We start from the raw sequence: 17,207 nt of genomic DNA, 5'->3' as shown, positions 1-17,207 counted from the left end.
CGGTCACGATGCTGACCCTGCGCATAGCCCCGTCGTCGCGGGTGCCGGGACCGCCTGCTCAGTAGTCAAGCCTGGCACCGGGCAACAATCGGTGCCAACTAGCACTCTATACATGAGAGTGCCAGCGCTCAAGAGCGGGCGGTGCCAACTCGCCGTCCGGCCCGATTCCGGGCGAAACGATCGCGTTGTCACCAAGACGCCAGAGCACGCGGGCGCTGGTCGCGGGTTGGGGCGGACCATCACGGGTAGCCCTGGAGAAACAGGGCTTCCCAATGATTCTCCGACTCTGTAACGTTCGGATAACAGATCGTGGCACCATAGGTAGTGGTTGTTCGCGAGCCCACCGCTCCCCGCAGACGGCGGTGGTCTCGCGAACAGCCTCGCCCATGTCCGGACCGGCCGGCGCGAACGACGAGGTTCCGCTCGAAGGGAGGTGAAGACAATATGCGTACGTCGCTCGGCATCTCCGCCGGGAACGAGGTGGTGTGCTCCGCACTGGTCACCACCGCGGCCAACGGTGCGCGGAAGTTCGACTACCGGGTCGTCTCGGCGGAAGAACATTCCGACCTGGGCGATCTCGTCGCGTCCTCGATCGAGCTGATGACCACCCAGCTACCCGCGAGCCACCAGCACGAAGCCGTTTTCGGACCGCATGTTCCCGCCGCCCGGACCTCCGGTCTCGATGTCGTCGCCGAACGCCCGCCCACCGGCGTCGCCGTCGCCTACCGCGGTAAGGAACAGGCCCAGGCGATCCGGATGGCCACCGGCAAACACCGGGAACCACAACTGGTCCCGGAAACCACCGCGGCCCTCACCTTCCTGCGCGATACCGGTTTACTCGACCGGTACGGCACGGTCGCGGTGATCGACCTCGGTGCCTCCGGCTGCACCGTTTCGGTGGCCGATCCGGCCGACGGTACGGTCCTGCACACCGCCCGCAGTACGACGGTCAGCGGGCGCGCGATCGACGATCTGCTGTACCGGCATCTGGTCGATCAGCACTATGCCCGGCGCGGCACCCGGCCCAATCGGAGTGTGCTGATCAACCGGGCACGGACCGCCAAGGAACATCTGTCGGTCACCCAGGCCGTCACCATCGACCATATCGCCGGTCGGCCGCTCAAACTCACCCGTACCGATTTCGAACGGCTCGCCGCCCGCCTGCTGCGAGAACTGGCCCGGTTCACCTCGATGACCTTCGGCCTGGCCGATCGGGCACCGGAAGCGGTCGTCGTGATCGGCGGCGGGGCGAATATCCCGGCGGTTCTGGAAACGCTGCGCGGCGAACTGGATCTGCCCGTTCTGACCGTGCCGGATCCCGACGCCGTGATCGCCAAGGGCGCCGCGTTACTGGCCGATACCGCCGGCTCCACCACCCCGATCGGCGCGCTCACCCCCGACAAGTCCGGGAACACCCTGCTCAAGGCGTTCGGTACAGTCGCCGGCGCGATCGTGGTGGTCGGGCTCATCGTCGGATACGGCGTGAACACCGGCACGCCCAATTCCGACGACGAAGTCTCCCCCGCCGGAACGACCAGCAGCGCGCAGGTTCCGCCCACCACCACGGCCGCCCCCACCACCACCGTGGCGCCGACCACCACCGAAGCCGTGCCGCAGCCGATCGAGGAAACGTCCGGCGACGAACCCTACGTTCCACCCTACGAGCCGACGTACGAACCACCGGTGATCACCGAGCCCGGCACCGATGCGGCACCGTCCACCACCGGCGAACCGACCACCCCCACCACGCCGCCGACCACCACCGGTACCACCACGCCGACCTCACCGCCGACACTGCGTCCGGATCCCAACCTGCCGCCCATCCCTTTCCCGGAAGGTCTGGGACCGGGTGTCCTTGCGCCGGCCCCGCCTGCCGAGGAGCAGCCGGCTCCCGACTCACCGTCCACCTCCGACACTCCGTCCGAAAACAGCACCCCGTCCGAAAACGGCACCCAGAGCACCGAAACCACATTCCAGGTCACGCCACCACCGCCACCCCGGCCCCCGCTCCCCGGAACCGGGTCGGCGCGATAGCGCATATTCCGCCCACAGACCGCATATTCCGCCCACAGACAGGGCGGCCGCTTCGCATACGGGCCACCGTCTCCTCCCGGGCCGGGCATACCGAATTCGCCGGTTCGTACGCTCTTCCGGACTCGGGCCGCCCGACAAGTTCCACCGGAAGTGCGAACTCGCATCCACCGGATTCCGCGTAATCACCTGGCCGGCGATCCCAATGTTGCTGCCGAACATCGACCGATTCACCGATCGGCCCGACCCCGCAACCGTCGTAACCGCAAGGACTTGCGATCACCGGGCCCGAATTCGACCCGTGGCTCGGTGTTCACGCCCCGTCCCGAGGCTCGCGACCGGCCGGCGGTAACCGCTGCTGCCGCTCGGCGAACACCTGCTCAGCGGTCCGGCACGGCGATCGGGAAGAGTCCGGCAGCCGCCCCGGTTGCCCGGCTCAGCTCACCTGACTGACCGATACCGGTAGACCCGGATCGCTCGCCACCGACAACGGCGAGGGTTCGGCACCGCCGCCGATCACGTGCGCCCCCAGCGCGGCGATCATCACCCCGTTATCGGTGCACAGCCGCGGCTTCGGGATCCGCAGCGTCAATCCCGCTGCGGCGCAACGTTCTTCGGCCATGGAACGGATACGGGTGTTCGCGGTCGCGCCGCCGCCGAGCACCAGGGTGTCCACCCCCACGTCCTGCGCCGCGCGCACCGCTTTCATGGTCAGCACATCGGCGACGGCCTCCTGGAACGAAGCCGCGATATCGGGTATCGGCAGCTCGTCGACGCCCTGGCGCTGCTGCGCCTCCACATACCGGGCGACCGCGGTCTTCAGGCCGGAGAACGAGAAATCGTGGCGGGCATCGCGCGGACCTGTCATTCCGCGGGGGAAGGCGATCGCCGTCGGGTCGCCGGTGACCGCTGCCGCGTCGAGCGCAGGCCCACCCGGGTAGCCGAGGCCGAGCAGGCGGGCCACCTTGTCGAAAGCCTCACCGGCGGCGTCGTCCACGGTGCTGCCCAGTTCGATCAGCGGCCGCGACAGATCCTCGACATGCAGCAGATGCGTATGCCCGCCGGAAACCAGCAGCGCCACACACGGCGGCATCGGACCGTGCTCGAGCGTGTCCACGGCGACGTGGCCGCCGAGGTGGTTCAACGCGTAGAACGGGATATCCCAGGCCGCCGCATAGGCTTTCGCGGCCGCCACACCCACCAGCAGCGCGCCCGCGAGGCCGGGGCCGATGGTCACCGCGAGCGCATCCGGGGCGACTATTCCGGCAGTGGACAGGGCCCGGCGCATGGCCGGCACGATCGCCTCGAGGTGGGCGCGGGACGCGATCTCGGGCACCACACCGCCGAAGCGGGCATGCTCGGCAACGCTCGAGGCGACCTCGTCGGCGAGAAGTTCACAGCTGCCGTCCGGGTGGCGGCGGACGATCCCGACTCCGGTCTCGTCGCAGGAGCTCTCGATCCCCATGACGATCACGACAGCACCCCGTTCGGGACGACACCCGCCGGAACATCTTCCAGCGCGGGACGGCGCATCGTGTACGCGTCGGCCCCACTGGGGTGGTAGTAGTTCTTGCGCAAGCCGATGATGTGGAAGCCGTGTTTGGCGTACAACGCGATCGCCGGGGCGTTGTCGGTGCGCACCTCCAAGAACACCGGCCCGCCGCGGCGTCCGGCCTCGGCGAGCAGCGCCTCCAGCAGCAGGGTGCCGATACCGGCGCGGTGGCAGGTCGGATCGACCCCGATGGTGTGTACTTCGGCTTCCGGGTGTTCGGCATCACCGAGCAGGGCGATTCCCGCGTAACCGACCATCTTCCCGGACTCGTCCCGCGCGGTGATATAGCGGTTGTAGCGCGCCGCCAGTTCCGAACGGAACGCCACGGCCTGCCACGGGTCGTCCTCGGGGAACAGCAACTGTTCCAACTCCACGCAGCCGGCGATATCGGCCGGCGCCATGGGCTCTATCCGGATCCCCATCCTCACGCTCCCATCCGGTCGAGGGTGCGGTAGCTTTTCTCGACCGCGTCGGGTCGCCGCAGATACAGCGGAACCAGCGGTTCCGGGGCCGCGCCGGACAGCAAGGCCGGCGCCGCCACTCGTACCAGACCGGCCGGCGACGGGGCCTGCGCGGGCAGCGCGGGCAGGTCGAACAGGGCGGTATGGGCCGCGGAACCGGCAACCTTGGTGGCGCCGGCGATCGCCAGGTCGGCGGGTTTGCCGACCGCGGGCCCGGCGACGCGGCGGGTGCCGCGGTCGCGGTAGCGCGCCGAGTACACCTCCCGGCGGCGGGCGTCGGTGACGACCAGCAGTTCGTCGTCCGGACCGAGTTCCCCCGCGCAATCGGCGGCGAGGGCGTCCAGACTGCACACACCGTGTACCGGAATACCCAGCGCATCACCGAACGCGGCCGCGGTGGCCATTCCGACTCGCAGCCCGGTGAACGGCCCCGGGCCGATACCGGCCACCACGGCCGCTATATCCGTGCGGGCGATTCCCGCTTCGGAAATACATTGCAGAATCTGCGGGGTGAGCGCTTCGGCGTGCGCGCGGGCATCGACGAGCGTCCGGACGGCGAGGGTCCGCGGGCGGGCGGTGTCCGGGCTGTTCGCACCGGCCGCCGCCTGCTCCAGCTCGACCAGTCCCGCCGTGACGGCAGGCGTCGCGGTGTCGACAGCAAGTGCAAGCATGATTTGGTCCACGATACCGGGTGACCGACCGCACACGATGGTGGCGCACGGCTACTCGCCGGGGCCGGTGGCCACCCACTCCCAACTAGCCGTGCGCACTTCGGATTCCGGTTCGCGGGCCATCCGCACCAGTAGATGGCGGCCGGTCAGGCGTTCCACCACACCGCTGCCCCACTCCACGACGACGACCGCGTCGTCGAGTTCGGTATCGAGGTCGAGGGCGTCGAGTTCGTCGAGGCTACCGCCGAGCCGATAGGCGTCGACATGGACCAGCGGTACCGGCGGACCGTCCGTGCGCGGGCCCGCGGGATGACGGCGGGCGATCACGAAGGTCGGCGAACTGACTCGGCCTCCCACCCCCAAACCGGCGGCGATACCGCGGGTGAGCGCGGTCTTACCGGCCCCGAGCGGGCCGTCGAGTACCACCAGATCGCCCGCGCGCAGGCTCGCCGCGAGTTCCCGGCCGAGTGTCTCGGTATCGGCGACGGTCGGCAGTTCACGTTCACCGCGCTGTTCGTATGCGGCGGGCTGCCCGTCGATATGCTCAGCCACCGCTGGCCTCGCACAGCTCGCCCTCGCCGACCACTCCGGCACGTAACAGCAGCCGGTCCAGCGCGGCATTCGTCTGATCCGGATACTGCAACTGCGGCATATGCGCGCATTCCGGCAGCCGGACGAGTTCGCAATCCGCCAATTCCCGTGCCAGTGCCCGCGAATTGCGGAACGGGATCACCAGGTCTCGGGCACCGCCGAGCACGAGCACCGGAAGATCGCGCAGCACCGGCAGCGCCGCGGCCTCGTCGTGTAACTCGATCGCCTTCAGGAACTTCACCACGGTTTCCACCGGTGTCCGGTCGATCATCATGGTGGTGAACCGCGACAGTGTCGGGCTCACCGGGCCGTGGAACGAACTCACATGCAGGATCGGGGTGATGACGTGCCGGGCGGTGACCCGGCCGGCCTGCACCAGCGCCGGCGCGGTGTGCACGGCCAGCCGGAATCCATCGATCGCCGGGTTGCGCAGCAGCTGGCCGATCCCGGCGGAGGTCACCTCCGCGGCGGCCGTGGACAGCAGTGCCACGGCCCGTACCCGTTGCGCGAACAGATCACCCGCATGCCCGGCGGCGGCCAGTATCGCCATCCCGCCGAGGGAATGCCCGACCAGGATCAGCGGACCGCGCGGCGCCTTGGCGTCGATCACCGTCAGCAGATCGCGGCCCAGCTGGGTCACCGTGCAGGCGGCGGTTTCCGGGGTGCCCGACCGGCCGTGCCCGCGCAGATCGAACAGCACCAGCCGCAGCCGCGACCCCCAGCGTTGCGCCAGATGCCGGCGCTGGAAATGGAAGGACTCCATGCTGTTACAGAATCCGTGGACGAAAACCACGGTGGCCTCGGCATCGCCGGTCCCCCATTCCCGGGTGGCCAGGCACACACCGTCGTCGGCGATCACCTCACCGGCGCGGTCGTGGTCGATGAGCGCGAAGTTCTCGTCGCGGTATTCGTCGCGCACCGGCGGCCACAGCACTTTCGCGCCGGCCCGCCGTAGTGCGTGCACGCCGGCCATGGCGCCCACCACACCCGCCGTGGCCAGCCCGCCGCGTAACAGCGTCATCCGTGGTTTCACCGCGTTCCTCCCCGATACCGACGGTGTACCCGGCCGCGCGGCGCGCACACCACTTCGTAGTGGATGGTGCCGAGCAGGTCCGCCCAGTCCTGGGCGCGCGGTTCGCCGCGGGCGCCGGAACCGAACAGGACGGCGGTATCGCCCTGCGCGACCCCGTCGCTGTTGTCACCGAGTTCGACCACGAGCTGGTCCATGCAGACCCGGCCCCGGTTCGGCCGCCGCCGGCCACCGACCCATACCTGCATCCGGTTGCCCAGCGTGCGGAACACCCCGTCGGCGTAGCCGGCCGGGATCAGCGCGACCGTGGTGTCGGCGGGCGCGATCCACTCGTGCCCGTAGGAAACGCCTTCCCCGGCGGCCACCTTTTTCACCAGCGCCACCTCGGCCTGGAAGGTCATCGCGGGCCGCAGATCGAATTCGCCGATCTCCGGGACGGGGGTCAGGCCGTAGACGGCGATACCCGGGCGGACCATGTCGAAGGCGAGATCGGGCCTGGTCAGCGTGGCGGCGGAATTGGCCAGATGCACCAGTTCCGGTTCCAGTCCGTACTCCTTGGCGGTAGCGATGGCCTCCAGGAACCGGTCGCGCTGCCGATCGATCACCGGGTTGTACGGCTCGTCGGCATGGGCGAGATGGGAGAAGATCGCGCGAAACGCGACGATGTCCTCGTCGACGAGTTTCCGCAGCGCGGCGAGCACGGTCGGATAGGCGAGCGGGTCGATACCGTTGCGGTTCAGCCCGGTGTCGACCTTCAGCGTGACGATCGCGCGACGGCCCAGTCGGCGGGCGGCCGCGGCCACCGCTTCCAGCTGTTCCGGGGAGGAGACACCGATCTCGATATCGGCAGCGACGGCGGCGGCGTAATCGGCGTCACAGACATTGAGCCAGCACAGGATGGGCGCCTCGATGCCCGCATCCCGCAGCGCCACTGCCTCGTCGATCGTGGTGACCCCGAGTTCGCGCGCGCCCGCGGCCAGCGCCGCCCGCGCGACCTCGACGGCCCCGTGGTTGTAGCCGTCGGCCTTGACCACCACCATCACCGCGGCGTCGCCGGCGTGTGCCCGCAGGACGCCTACATTGTGCGCGATGGCATCCAGATCGACGATCGTCTCCACTTGCCCATTCACATCTGCCGATACTGCCATCTCCTCACCGAGTCCGGTGCCGTGCCCACCTGCATCCACCTCACCGACCTGCACCGGCGGAGTCCGGAGGCACGGGGTCATGGGATCCGGCGCGCCGACTCGCTCGGGGAAAGGTCGACGGTGCCGGTCGTACGTTCACGCCTCACCGGCCGGGCGATAGCGCCCGCAAATGCGCGATGGCCGGGTGCAGATTGCGCAGCAAAGGCCCGGCCGAGATCGGGGCGGGGGCGCCGGACGCCGCGGCGTGCGCGGCGAGATCAGCGGCCGTAGCATGTGCCCGCGCCGCCGCTGCCGCTGCCCATCCGGGATCCCGGCCCGCGGCGAGCAGGGCCCCGATCACCCCCGAGAGCACATCCCCGGCCCCGGCCGTTGCCGCCCAGGATCCGCCGGCATCGTTGACCAGCACCGGTCTGCCGGGTTCGGCGATCAGGGTCGCCCGCCCTTTCAGCAGTACGGTGACCTGCCATGTCCCGGCGAGTTCACGGACCGCGGCGACCCGGTCCGGGCCCGGTTCGCGGCCGGTGAGCCTGGTGAATTCACCGGCATGCGGGGTGAGCAGCGTGGCAGCCCGGCGACCACGGACCAGTTCGGGTTCCTGCGCCAGCAGGGTGAGACCGTCGGCATCGATAACCACCGGCAGGTCGGTGGCCAAAATTTCGGCGAGGCTGTCGCGGGCGCCGCGGCCGGTTCCGGCGCCGGGGCCGAATACCCAGGACTGCACCCGTCCGGTAGCGGCGAGGTCGGGGGTCGCGATCACTTCCGGATATTCCGCGAGCACGGCCGGTCCCGCAGTACCGGCATAGCGGACCATTCCCGACGTCGCCGCCACTGCCGCGCCGGTGCAGAGCACCGCCGCGCCCGGATAGGTTTCACTGCCGGCGTGCACCCCGACAACCCCCTGCGTGTACTTGTCGTCGTGCGGTCCCGGCACCGGCCAGCCCGCCCCCACCGCTGCCGGGTCCAGTGCGGCGAGACGCGGTTCCGGAAGCCGCAATCCGATGGGCACCAGCTGGATTCGTCCACAACGCGCCGCCGCCAGCGCGTGCACCGGTTTGCGGGCGCCGAACGCGACGGTGACCGCCGCCTGCACCGCGGGCCCGTCGACCGCGCCGGTATCCGGATCGACTCCGCTGGGCAGATCGGCGGCGATGATCGGGACAGCCAGCCCCGCAACGATTCGCGCCGCATCGGGACGCAACGGCCCGCGTCCGGAGATCCCGACGATCCCGTCGATCACCAGGTCCGCGCCGGCCAGTTCCGCAAGTGCCGCGGCCGGTTCGGCACATATCCGCCCGCCGGCCCGGCGCAGCGCGGCGAGCCCCGCGGTATGCGCTCGTTGCGGTTTCAACAGCACCGCCGTCACCGCCACCCCGCGCCGGCGCAGCATCGATCCCGCCCATAATGCGTCCCCGCCGTTGTCACCCGACCCCACCAGCAGGCCCACTTTCCGGCCGGCGACGCCACCGCTGCGAGAACGCAGTTCGGCCGCCACCACCGTGGCCAGCCCATAGGCGGCACGCCGCATCGGCTGCCCCGCGGGAACCCGGGTGAACAATTCGGCTTCCGCCGCACGCACCTCCTCGGCGGTGTAATAGCCGGACAGCTCGCTCACCGAACACACCTCCGCAGTCGACAGCCAACGACGCCAGCAGACTACGCTTGGCCGTCATGCCCAGAGCTCACCGTGCCGCATCGGCCGCCGCCGCCGGACTCACGCTCGTGGCGGCCCTGCTGGCCGGTTGCGGGTCCGATGAATCCACTCCCGCCCCGACCCGCACCGATACGTCGGTCACCGGCGCGCCGCAGCAGAACACGGAGGCGACGGTCACTGTCTTCGTCGAAGAGGACGCATTCTCGCCGGCCGAAATCACCATCACCGCCGGCGATACCGTGTCCTGGCATTTCGACGGCGATATCCCGCACGGCGTGCAGGGCATCGGCGACAAAGCCATGGGTCTGAACAGCCCGCTGTTCGAGGTCGGCGATTGGAGCTACACCTTCACCGCACCGGGTGAATACCGCTACCTGTGCCCGATCCACCCGGATATGCGCGGGAAGATCACCGTCGAGGAGACCTGACCGGGTCCCCCAGGTGACATTGTCGTCGAGATCCCGAAGCACTGCCGCCGGAGCCTGATTCCGGCGGACAACAGCCGCGGGCATCGCGACGTTTCCCGATCCGGCCGCTGTCCTCCGATATATCCCGCACGGCCACCACCGCACGGCTACCGCCGGGTTGCGGTCGGCGTCCGGCTGGGCAGCGGCATGTCTCCGGCCCCCGGCTGTCCGAGGCCACCGGCGCGGGCGGGTCGACGCTCGCTCGGCACGAGGCCGTTCCCGCGCCGTTGGTGACGGCCCTACTCCACCGTGACCGATTTGGCGAGGTTACGCGGTTTGTCCACGTCGTAGCCACGGGCCTGCGCCACCTCGGCGGCGAAGATCTGCAGCGGAACCGTCGACAGCAGCGGCTGGTACAGGGTCGGCGCGGACGGGATCTCGATCAGATCGTCGGCGAACGGCCGGACCAGATCGTCCCCCTCCTCCGCGATCACGATAGTGCGTGCACCCCGCGCTTGGATCTCGCGGATATTGCTCAGCAGCTTGGCGTGCAGCACCCCGCGCCCCTTCGGCGAAGGCATGACCACGATCACCGGCAGGCCGTCCTCGATCAACGCGATCGGACCGTGCTTGAGCTCCCCCGCCGCGAAACCCTCCGCATGCATATACGCGAGTTCCTTCAGCTTGAGCGCACCCTCGAGAGCCACCGGATAACCGACGTGCCGACCGAGGAACAGGATGGTCCGCTCCCGCGCCAATTCCCGGGCGACAGCCCGCACCTGCGGGGCCGTCTCCAGCACCCGGTCCACCAGCTTCGGCATGGCCTCCAGCTCGGCGAACTCACGCGCCACCTCGTCGGGGTACTTGGTGCCGCGCGCCTGCGCCAACGCCAACCCGACCAGCAGATTCGCCGTCACCTGGGCGAGGAACGCCTTGGTGGAGGCGACCCCGATCTCCGGCCCGGCCCGGGTGTAGAGCACCGCATCGGATTCGCGGGGAATCTGCGCGCCGTTGGTATTGCAGACCGCCAGAACCCGCGCCTTCTGGCTCTTGGCATGCCGGACGGCTTCCAGCGTGTCCGCGGTTTCACCCGACTGCGATACCGCAACCACCAGGGTGGAGCGGTCCAGCACCGGGTCGCGGTAACGGAATTCGCTGGCCAGCTCCACTTCCACGGGAAGCCGGGTCCAATGCTCGATGGCGTACTTGGCGACCAGGCCGGAGTGATAGGCGCTGCCGCAGGCCACCACGAAAACCTTCTCCACATCGCGGAGTTCCTGATCGGAGAGGCGCTGCTCATCCAGCACGATCCGGCCGTCCAGGCCGGGGGTCTGGTCGAAATGACCGATGAGCGTATCGGCGACCGCGCCGGGCTGCTCCTCGATCTCCTTGAGCATGAAATAGTCGTGGCCGCCCTTCTCGGCGGCGGCCAGATCCCAGTCGATGGTGAACGGCCGGGAATGCACACCGTCGGTGGAGCCGTGGAAATCGGTGACGCGGTAGCCGTCGGCGGTGATCACCACCGCCTGACCCTCACCGAGCTCGACGGCCTCGCGGGTGTGCTCGATGAAGGCGGTGACATCAGAGGCGATGAACATCTCGTTCTCGCCGACCCCCACCACGAGCGGGGTCGAATGCCGGGCCGCCACGATGGTGCCCGGATGGTCGGCGTGGGTGAACACCACCGTGAAGGCGCCCTCGAGCCGCCGCAGCACCGCCAGCACACTGGCCTCGAAATCACCCGCGGTCGGCCCCTCGGCGTAGGCCCGCGACACCATGTGCACGGCGACCTCGGTATCGGTCTCGCTGCGCAGTTCGATCCCGGCGTCCTCGAGCTCGCGGCGCAACTCGACGAAGTTCTCGATGATGCCGTTGTGCACGACCGCGATCCTGCCGCTCGCGTCCTGATGCGGGTGGGCGTTGCGGTCGGTCGGCGCGCCGTGCGTGGCCCAGCGGGTATGCCCCATACCCGTGGACCCGGCGAACACGCCCGGGCCCGCGGCGTCCAGCGCCTCTTCCAGATTGCTCAGCCGACCGGCGCGCCGCTCGATCGCGGCCTGCCCGGTGCCGTCGAGGATCGCCACGCCCGCGGAGTCGTAACCTCTGTACTCCATGCGGCGCAAGGCAGCGACGACGACGCCCAACGCGTCCCGGTACCCGACGTACCCCACGATTCCGCACATGGCTCCCCAGCGTACTTATCGGCTAGCCTTCTCGTCGTGTCGGCGTCTGTGAAATCACTTCTGAGCACTCTGACCAGCCGCGGCCCGCACCGGGTGCTCCGCGGGAACCTGGCCATCGCGGGCCAGCCCGGGGTGGTGTACACGCCCGAGAGCGGCCGCGACCTACCGGCTGTCGCCTTCGGCCACGGCTGGCTCAACGGTGCCGGTAACTACGGCACGCTGCTGGAACATCTCGCGTCCTGGGGCATCGTCGCCGCCGCGCCGGATACCGAACGCGGCCCGCTGGCCTCCCACCTGAACCTGGCCACCGATCTGCTCACCACCCTCGATATCTGCACCGGCGTCCGCCTCGGCGACGGCACCGTCACCGTCCATCCCCAGCGCCTGGCCCTCGCCGGCCACGGTATGGGCGCGGGCGCCGCCGTCCTCGCCGCCGCCCAGCGCCGCGTCGCCGCGGTCACGCCACTGTTCCCGGCCCCCACCGCACCGCCCGCCGAATCGGTGGCCCGCGATATCGATACGCCCGCCCTGATCCTGGCCGGGGTCGCCGATATCGACTCCCTCACCTCCAACGCGGTCCCGTTGGCCGCGGCCTGGTCGGGGCCGGTGGTCCTGCGCACCCTCGAAGGCGCCGGCCCCAACGGCCTCGCCGAGGGCCGCCGCCTGCTCGCCGCGCTCGGCGGCGGCAAACACGAACCGAAAACCGCCCGCGCCGTCCGTGCCCTGCTCACGGGCTACCTGCTGCACACCCTCCTCGGCGACAAGACCTACGCCGCCTTCGCCGATCCGGAGACCTCGATCCGCCACACCCACGTCATCGACCCCTCGGCCGCCCTCCACGACCAGGAGGAAACCCGGCAAGCCGCCGCCACGCCCGACCCGGCAACGGTGGGCAAACTGGTCCGCACACTCCGCAAATAACGCCCGCCCGGCGAGCACCCGCTCATCGAACCCGATTACCCCAGCCGAGACGGCATGCTCGATTAGCATGGGCAGCATATCCACGCCGGGGGTCGAACGGCCCGACCTGCCCGAATACCTCACCTGGGAGGAACTCGGACAACTGTGCGGCACGACCGCCGGCGCGCCGCCCTTGCAGTTGCTGACATCATCGCTTCCGACGGCCCGGTCGAGCACTCGCCGTCGGCGCCCGGCCGACGAACGACCTCCGGCCTCGGTCAGCAGCCGACGTAGCGTCCGAACAGATGCGGACCGCGGGGTCCGACCACCGTGAATTCGCGGGTTCGGAGGCGCGGACAAGGGTGACAGAACGGATCCGGATCATCGCATGTGGCTCAGACCAACCAGCTCCTTCGCCGGTAGTACTCGGCCTCGTCGTCACCGTCATCGTCGATCGGAGTAACAACGGTTCCCGCACGACGAGCCGCCACCGAACGAGCGATCGCTTCCCGTTGTTCGTACAGGTTACCGGCAACCGCTCGATTTGTTTCGGCCGGCGCAGAACGCTCAGCCGCGGGTGCCGCCGTCTGCTCCTCGGGGCTGCGTGCCGCCTTTTGCGCTTCTTTCTCGGCCTGCTCGACAGCCTGGCGTATGTTTGCGGCCGTTTGCTCGCTCAGCGCCCGGATTTCCGCAGCCATCCGCTGGTTTGCCGCGCGTAATTCACTGAGCCGGGCCTGACTCCGTCGATACACATCTTCGGCGATCTCATCGACGTCCCGAAAAACCATGTTTCGATCCTCCTCGAACGGTATGACGCCACGATGGCGGCTGCGACCGCCGGATCACAGCGGACCGGCCTCGGCCAATTGAGCACCGGTGTCCACCGGAGGAGGTGGTGGCGGAGGTGGTGCCACGGCGCTCTCCTCGTCGCTTTCGGTCACCGGTTCGTCAGCGGGCGGAGGAGCTTCCTCCTCGACAGGAGCGGGATAGTCTTGCGGCTGGTGTTCACCGTCTTCCTCCTTCGTCCCCTTGGGGACGCCGGGGGTACCGGGCGGTGTGCCTGTGCCGACCGGATTCTCGGTATCGGGCTCGCCGGATTCGGAGTCGGATTCACCGGGTGATTCTTCGGGGACCAGGGTCGGCTTGCCGTCCGCGCCGATCTCTATCTTGTAGTTCTGCGGTTCGCCGTCCTCACCGCTCACCACAAGCCTCAGCCGGCCGTCGGGCGCCACTTCGAGTTTGTATTCCTTGCCATTCAACTCGATGCCTTTATCCTGGTCGTCTTCATCGGGTTCGCTCGGGTCGTCCGGTTTTCCGTCGCCGTTCGCGTCCTCGTCCGGCTCCCCATCGCCATCGAGATCAACCGCTTGCTCCGCTTGCTCGCGTAGCTGTTCCAGCGTGCTCGTTATCTGTTCATTCGCCGATGTCGCCAATTGACTCAGCCCCGATGCCAACTGGCTGCCGACACCCGACGCGGCGAGCTGGGTGCCCAACTCAGTCAGGGCCGTCAAAGGATTTTCGGTGCTGGGTGTGGTTCCGGGAACTCCTGGCGTGCTGGGATCGGTGCCCGTCGGCGCGCCGGAAGGCACACCTGAGGGGGTTCCCGAAGGCGTACCCGAGGGAGTACCTGCCGGCGCCTGAGGTGTCCCCGGAGTCTCCTGCGTTCCCCGAGGACAGGGATACGCATCCTCTGACAGGTCACCCATCAGATCGATAATCAACTGATATTGACCCCGCACCCCCTCATTCACCGTGGTACAGGTATCGACGAAGTGCTTCAACTTTTCTTCATAGTTCAATCTGAACTTTTCGAGCCAGTCCCGACAGTGGTCTTCGATGTCGCCGCCCAAACCGGGAACAAGAAAAAGCGTCCCATTGTCGAGTTCCGGGAAGATTCTCTGAACCTTACTCAGCAGAGAATTCTCCGTACTGTTCGTCCACCCGATTCCTTGCGCTGCCGAAATTATTGAGTCGACATCCTCCGGTAATTTATAGTCATGCGTAACATACTCCGGGGTATCCAGTATCTCGGGCAGCATCTCCACTTTTGGAAGGACCGTCCGACGCAGCGCGTCAGTGGTCCTCTCCAGCTGCTCATTAATCTTTTGGACGACCCCGATATCACGACTCGAAAAGTTCAACTGGTCTGCGATCATGTTCGACGCGTTCGCCGCACTCTCACCGGACCAAATCGATGGCAAGTTCTGAGCTAGACGATTCAATTCGTCATGTTGCGCTCTCGCGTTCCCGAGGACATCGGCCAGAACACCCGACAAAGTTCGGAATTTTTCATCGTCCAACCCATTCTGGGCGTAAAATAGCTCATGTAGCTGTGGATAGCTTTTTATGAACAGGGGCGGGTTTCCGACCCAACGGTCGTAACGAGGACCGAAGTACTCGAAATACAGTAGAGCCTTCGAACCCTCCACGAGTATATCGGCGACCGACCAAGTCGGTTCAGGGGTTGGGAAAGCTACACACGTATCACTATCAATAGGCATAGGAGTCAGCTCGCCGCCTTATCGGTCTCGCCGGCGTTCTCATCATCGACAGTGGAGAACTCGACAATATTATCGCCTATGGCCTCACCGGTGAGCTGTGTTGCCTCCGCCCAGTCATTGAGCCACTTTTCGATCTCTCGGAAGCCTGACTCCAGGTCGCCGCCCTCTTTTGCATACGCGGCACCTACATGGGCCTTTTCGATGATATCGCCGGCTATCTTTGTCGCTTGACCCTTGATTACTCCAGCACTGGTACGAAAGCTGTTTCCCATCACCCCCAGCGCATCGGCATCCATCCCGACCGGTTGATCACCCGTACTCATGGGTCTCCCCTCCGTCCTGCCCGCCCCTCCCGGGAACTCCCCGATCGGCCCTGCGGCGCTCTGCTGTTACTTGATTCGACGCGCCCGCCCGGAGTTCGGTTCCCGTCCGCCCCCGGCGTTCGAAACGTGCTTACTCCCCCACTGTCCCCTGGTCCGTCTGCCGCCATTCGCCCGTCCCGTCCGGGTTGCGGTGGTATTCCCAGGCCGCGTAGTCGCCGTCGTTTTCCACCACGCTGAGCTGGTCGGCGTAGCCGTCGAGGTCGGAGTCGGTCCAGACGCTCATCGAGTCCGAGTTGGTGGTGGTGAAGGTGTCGAGGATGCCGTCGCCGTCGAGGTCTTGGGTGGGGCTTTCCATCTCGACCGGGCCCAGGCTGTCCAGCGATGAGGTGGTGTCGAAGCTCGGCATTCCGAGACCTGGGAACTCTCCGGATACGGGCATGGGTCCTCCTGAGTTCCATATATCGGCGGCGCTACGAGTTTCGGCCTATCTTTCCATCTCGGGCACCGGAACGCAGCCCCCGGATCCCGCCGTAGTCGCGGCACGGTCCCGAATCCGCGCGGAATACAGCACAGCCCCGCTCCCATACGGGAACGGGGCTTGGCGGCGGCTAACGGACAGCCGAGGGGTTCCGACGTGCGATCAGCGTTTGGGCATCAGCAACCACAGCACCAGGTAGATCACGAACTGCGGGCCCGGGAGGACACAGGATACGACGAAGAGCAGGCGAACGATCCCGGAGCTCCAGCCGAAGTATTCGGCGATACCGCCGCAGACACCGCCGACCCACTTGTCGGTGGTGGAGCGTGTGAAGCGGCGCGTGGGGGCGGTCATGGCGGTCCTTTCGATAACGGGGACTACACACTCCACTGTCCACGCAGTGGCGCAGGCGCGCATCGGTAGCGATACCGATACTCACCCTGAGATCCGGGGACCCAGGGCTCAGGGTCGACCCCGAACCGCCGGTCCCGCTGAGGGCTTCGCGTGCCATACAGCGCGCTCATCGCTCCGATACCGAACCGGGCCGGCACACACCATGAGCACGGGCGCGCGTACCCCTTCCGAATCTCGGGACCGACCGACTCCCCCTCCGGTTCAAGCGAAGTTGCTGCGCCCCGGTGTCTTGATGCCGTCGGGACAGCGGCCACTCGCCATGCGTGTAGCGGCCGGGCGTCGGAACGGAGTACCGCGCCGCTCACTGGTGCGACGGGTGCGCCGAGGTAGCCGGAAGGTGCGCAGGCAAGATGAGGGGCACAGGATCGGTTCATGGGCAGGTCAGGAGTGGTATGCAGAACACCGTCGAACTATTCGCCGCACCGGGCACGCTCTCGGCGCAGCTCGGCGCGGATACTCTATTCGCCCTGGTCGCGACGGGCCTTATTTTCCTGTCGGCCCTGGTATTGGGTACGTGGAAGTATCACGGCATCCGAACCTCACCGGAGGGCGCGGCGCACGTATACGTCGATATCGCGCACCGCGCCGCCCTGATGTACTCGTTCGCAGGGCTGCTGCTGGCCGTGTTCACCGAGCTCAGCGGGTGGCCGACCGTGGTGAACCTGGTCGCCGCCGCAATCGTCCTCGCGTTCTTCGCAGGCGCCATCGCCACCTATGCGTGGCACGGATACCGCCGCGACACCACCAACCAGTTCCATGGCGATATCGGTGTGCAGCTCAGGGTCACCATGACCGCGCTCGTTGTGGGCGAGATCGGTGGATTCCTGGTGCTCTTCAGCGGTTTCCTCTGGACCCTACGCTGAGGG

17 protein-coding genes are annotated in these 17,207 nt (G+C 67.8%); 4 read left to right on the top strand and 13 right to left on the bottom strand.

The annotated features are described in order from the left end of the window. The first annotated feature begins 444 nt into the window (after positions 1-444). Positions 445-2,034 (top strand): Hsp70 family protein, encoded by a 1,590-nt coding sequence (locus IU448_RS16320; RefSeq protein ID WP_195056489.1) that lies wholly within the window; start codon positions 445-447, stop codon positions 2,032-2,034. 433 nt (positions 2,035-2,467) lie between these two features. Here the strand turns inward: IU448_RS16320 and tsaD are convergent, their stop codons facing one another. From tsaD to IU448_RS16285, 7 genes are all read right to left on the bottom strand, one after another. Beyond that, on the bottom strand, positions 2,468-3,505 hold the full coding sequence (gene tsaD, locus IU448_RS16315; protein ID WP_195056488.1) for a tRNA (adenosine(37)-N6)-threonylcarbamoyltransferase complex transferase subunit TsaD: 1,038 nt from the start codon (positions 3,503-3,505) through the stop codon (positions 2,468-2,470). Next, on the bottom strand, positions 3,502-4,005 hold the full coding sequence (gene rimI, locus IU448_RS16310; protein WP_195056487.1) for a ribosomal protein S18-alanine N-acetyltransferase: 504 nt from the start codon (positions 4,003-4,005) through the stop codon (positions 3,502-3,504). Before rimI ends, tsaD begins: the two co-directional genes overlap by 4 nt. 2 nt (positions 4,006-4,007) lie before the next feature. Next, positions 4,008-4,715 (bottom strand): tRNA (adenosine(37)-N6)-threonylcarbamoyltransferase complex dimerization subunit type 1 TsaB, encoded by a 708-nt coding sequence (tsaB, locus tag IU448_RS16305; protein WP_195056486.1) that lies wholly within the window; start codon positions 4,713-4,715, stop codon positions 4,008-4,010. A gap of 51 nt (positions 4,716-4,766) precedes the next feature. Then, positions 4,767-5,267 (bottom strand): tRNA (adenosine(37)-N6)-threonylcarbamoyltransferase complex ATPase subunit type 1 TsaE, encoded by a 501-nt coding sequence (gene tsaE, locus IU448_RS16300; RefSeq protein ID WP_280459169.1) that lies wholly within the window; start codon positions 5,265-5,267, stop codon positions 4,767-4,769. After that, the gene (locus IU448_RS16295; protein ID WP_195056892.1) at positions 5,260-6,327 is read right to left on the bottom strand and encodes an alpha/beta fold hydrolase; all 1,068 of its coding nucleotides are present in this window, start codon (positions 6,325-6,327) and stop codon (positions 5,260-5,262) included. The genes tsaE and IU448_RS16295 overlap by 8 nt, the downstream gene beginning before the upstream one ends. Positions 6,328-6,335: 8 nt before the next feature. Beyond that, positions 6,336-7,484: an alanine racemase gene (alr, locus tag IU448_RS16290; protein ID WP_195056484.1), complete on the bottom strand. Its 1,149-nt coding sequence runs from the start codon at positions 7,482-7,484 to the stop codon at positions 6,336-6,338. Between the two features lie 142 nt (positions 7,485-7,626). After that, on the bottom strand, positions 7,627-9,087 hold the full coding sequence (locus tag IU448_RS16285) for an NAD(P)H-hydrate dehydratase (protein ID WP_195056891.1): 1,461 nt from the start codon (positions 9,085-9,087) through the stop codon (positions 7,627-7,629). 65 nt (positions 9,088-9,152) lie between these two features. Here IU448_RS16285 and IU448_RS16280 point away from each other — a divergent pair, with 65 nt between their 5' ends. Then, positions 9,153-9,563, top strand: a complete 411-nt coding sequence (locus tag IU448_RS16280; protein WP_195056483.1) for a cupredoxin domain-containing protein — start codon at positions 9,153-9,155, stop codon at positions 9,561-9,563. Between the two features lie 278 nt (positions 9,564-9,841). Here IU448_RS16280 and glmS read toward each other — a convergent pair whose 3' ends face one another. Then, entirely contained in the window at positions 9,842-11,725 is a 1,884-nt protein-coding gene (gene glmS, locus IU448_RS16275) for a glutamine--fructose-6-phosphate transaminase (isomerizing) (protein WP_195056482.1), read from the bottom strand. Positions 11,726-11,761: 36 nt separating this feature from the next. On the opposite strand from glmS, the gene IU448_RS16270 reads away from it, so the two are divergent. Continuing rightward, on the top strand, positions 11,762-12,646 hold the full coding sequence (locus tag IU448_RS16270) for a hypothetical protein (RefSeq protein WP_324188617.1): 885 nt from the start codon (positions 11,762-11,764) through the stop codon (positions 12,644-12,646). A 374-nt stretch (positions 12,647-13,020) separates the two neighbouring features. Here the strand turns inward: IU448_RS16270 and IU448_RS16265 are convergent, their stop codons facing one another. The 5 genes from IU448_RS16265 to IU448_RS16245 form a co-directional block, all read right to left on the bottom strand. Further along, the gene (locus IU448_RS16265; protein WP_195056481.1) at positions 13,021-13,413 is read right to left on the bottom strand and encodes a hypothetical protein; all 393 of its coding nucleotides are present in this window, start codon (positions 13,411-13,413) and stop codon (positions 13,021-13,023) included. Positions 13,414-13,467: 54 nt separating this feature from the next. Continuing rightward, a complete protein-coding gene (locus IU448_RS16260; RefSeq protein ID WP_195056480.1) occupies positions 13,468-15,054 on the bottom strand; it encodes a hypothetical protein in 1,587 nt (528 codons plus the stop codon). A 77-nt stretch (positions 15,055-15,131) separates the two neighbouring features. Continuing rightward, entirely contained in the window at positions 15,132-15,449 is a 318-nt protein-coding gene (locus IU448_RS16255; RefSeq protein WP_195056479.1) for a hypothetical protein, read from the bottom strand. 130 nt (positions 15,450-15,579) lie between these two features. Beyond that, complete coding sequence (locus tag IU448_RS16250; RefSeq protein ID WP_195056478.1) at positions 15,580-15,888, bottom strand: DUF6802 family protein; 309 nt, start codon at positions 15,886-15,888, stop codon at positions 15,580-15,582. Positions 15,889-16,089: 201 nt separating this feature from the next. Beyond that, positions 16,090-16,281, bottom strand: coding sequence for a PspC domain-containing protein (locus IU448_RS16245; RefSeq protein WP_195056477.1), 192 nt, complete (start codon positions 16,279-16,281; stop codon positions 16,090-16,092). Positions 16,282-16,733: 452 nt separating this feature from the next. Here IU448_RS16245 and IU448_RS16240 point away from each other — a divergent pair, with 452 nt between their 5' ends. Then, positions 16,734-17,204 (top strand): hypothetical protein, encoded by a 471-nt coding sequence (locus IU448_RS16240; RefSeq protein WP_195056476.1) that lies wholly within the window; start codon positions 16,734-16,736, stop codon positions 17,202-17,204. The last annotated feature ends 3 nt before the right edge of the window (positions 17,205-17,207 follow it).

Source organism: Nocardia flavorosea, from assembly GCF_015477805.1.
GTDB classification, from domain to species: domain Bacteria; phylum Actinomycetota; class Actinomycetes; order Mycobacteriales; family Mycobacteriaceae; genus Nocardia; species Nocardia flavorosea_A.
Note: the sequence above shows the minus strand (reverse complement) of the source record. Positions and strands in the feature narration are given on the sequence as shown.

Excerpts from the sequence above, each read along its gene's own strand:
- IU448_RS16295 (WP_195056892.1), bottom strand. The coding sequence starts at position 6,327 with ATGACGCTGTTACGCGGCGGGCTGGCCACGGCGGGTGTGGTGGGCGCC.
- IU448_RS16320 (WP_195056489.1), top strand. The coding sequence starts at position 445 with ATGCGTACGTCGCTCGGCATCTCCGCCGGGAACGAGGTGGTGTGCTCC.
- IU448_RS16280 (WP_195056483.1), top strand. The coding sequence starts at position 9,153 with ATGCCCAGAGCTCACCGTGCCGCATCGGCCGCCGCCGCCGGACTCACG.
- IU448_RS16255 (WP_195056479.1), bottom strand. The coding sequence starts at position 15,449 with ATGAGTACGGGTGATCAACCGGTCGGGATGGATGCCGATGCGCTGGGG.
- alr (WP_195056484.1), bottom strand. The coding sequence starts at position 7,484 with ATGGCAGTATCGGCAGATGTGAATGGGCAAGTGGAGACGATCGTCGAT.
- IU448_RS16245 (WP_195056477.1), bottom strand. The coding sequence starts at position 16,281 with ATGACCGCCCCCACGCGCCGCTTCACACGCTCCACCACCGACAAGTGG.
- glmS (WP_195056482.1), bottom strand. The coding sequence starts at position 11,725 with ATGTGCGGAATCGTGGGGTACGTCGGGTACCGGGACGCGTTGGGCGTC.
- tsaB (WP_195056486.1), bottom strand. The coding sequence starts at position 4,715 with ATGCTTGCACTTGCTGTCGACACCGCGACGCCTGCCGTCACGGCGGGA.
- IU448_RS16240 (WP_195056476.1), top strand. The coding sequence starts at position 16,734 with ATGCAGAACACCGTCGAACTATTCGCCGCACCGGGCACGCTCTCGGCG.
- IU448_RS16250 (WP_195056478.1), bottom strand. The coding sequence starts at position 15,888 with ATGCCCGTATCCGGAGAGTTCCCAGGTCTCGGAATGCCGAGCTTCGAC.
- IU448_RS16265 (WP_195056481.1), bottom strand. The coding sequence starts at position 13,413 with ATGGTTTTTCGGGACGTCGATGAGATCGCCGAAGATGTGTATCGACGG.
- rimI (WP_195056487.1), bottom strand. The coding sequence starts at position 4,005 with ATGGGGATCCGGATAGAGCCCATGGCGCCGGCCGATATCGCCGGCTGC.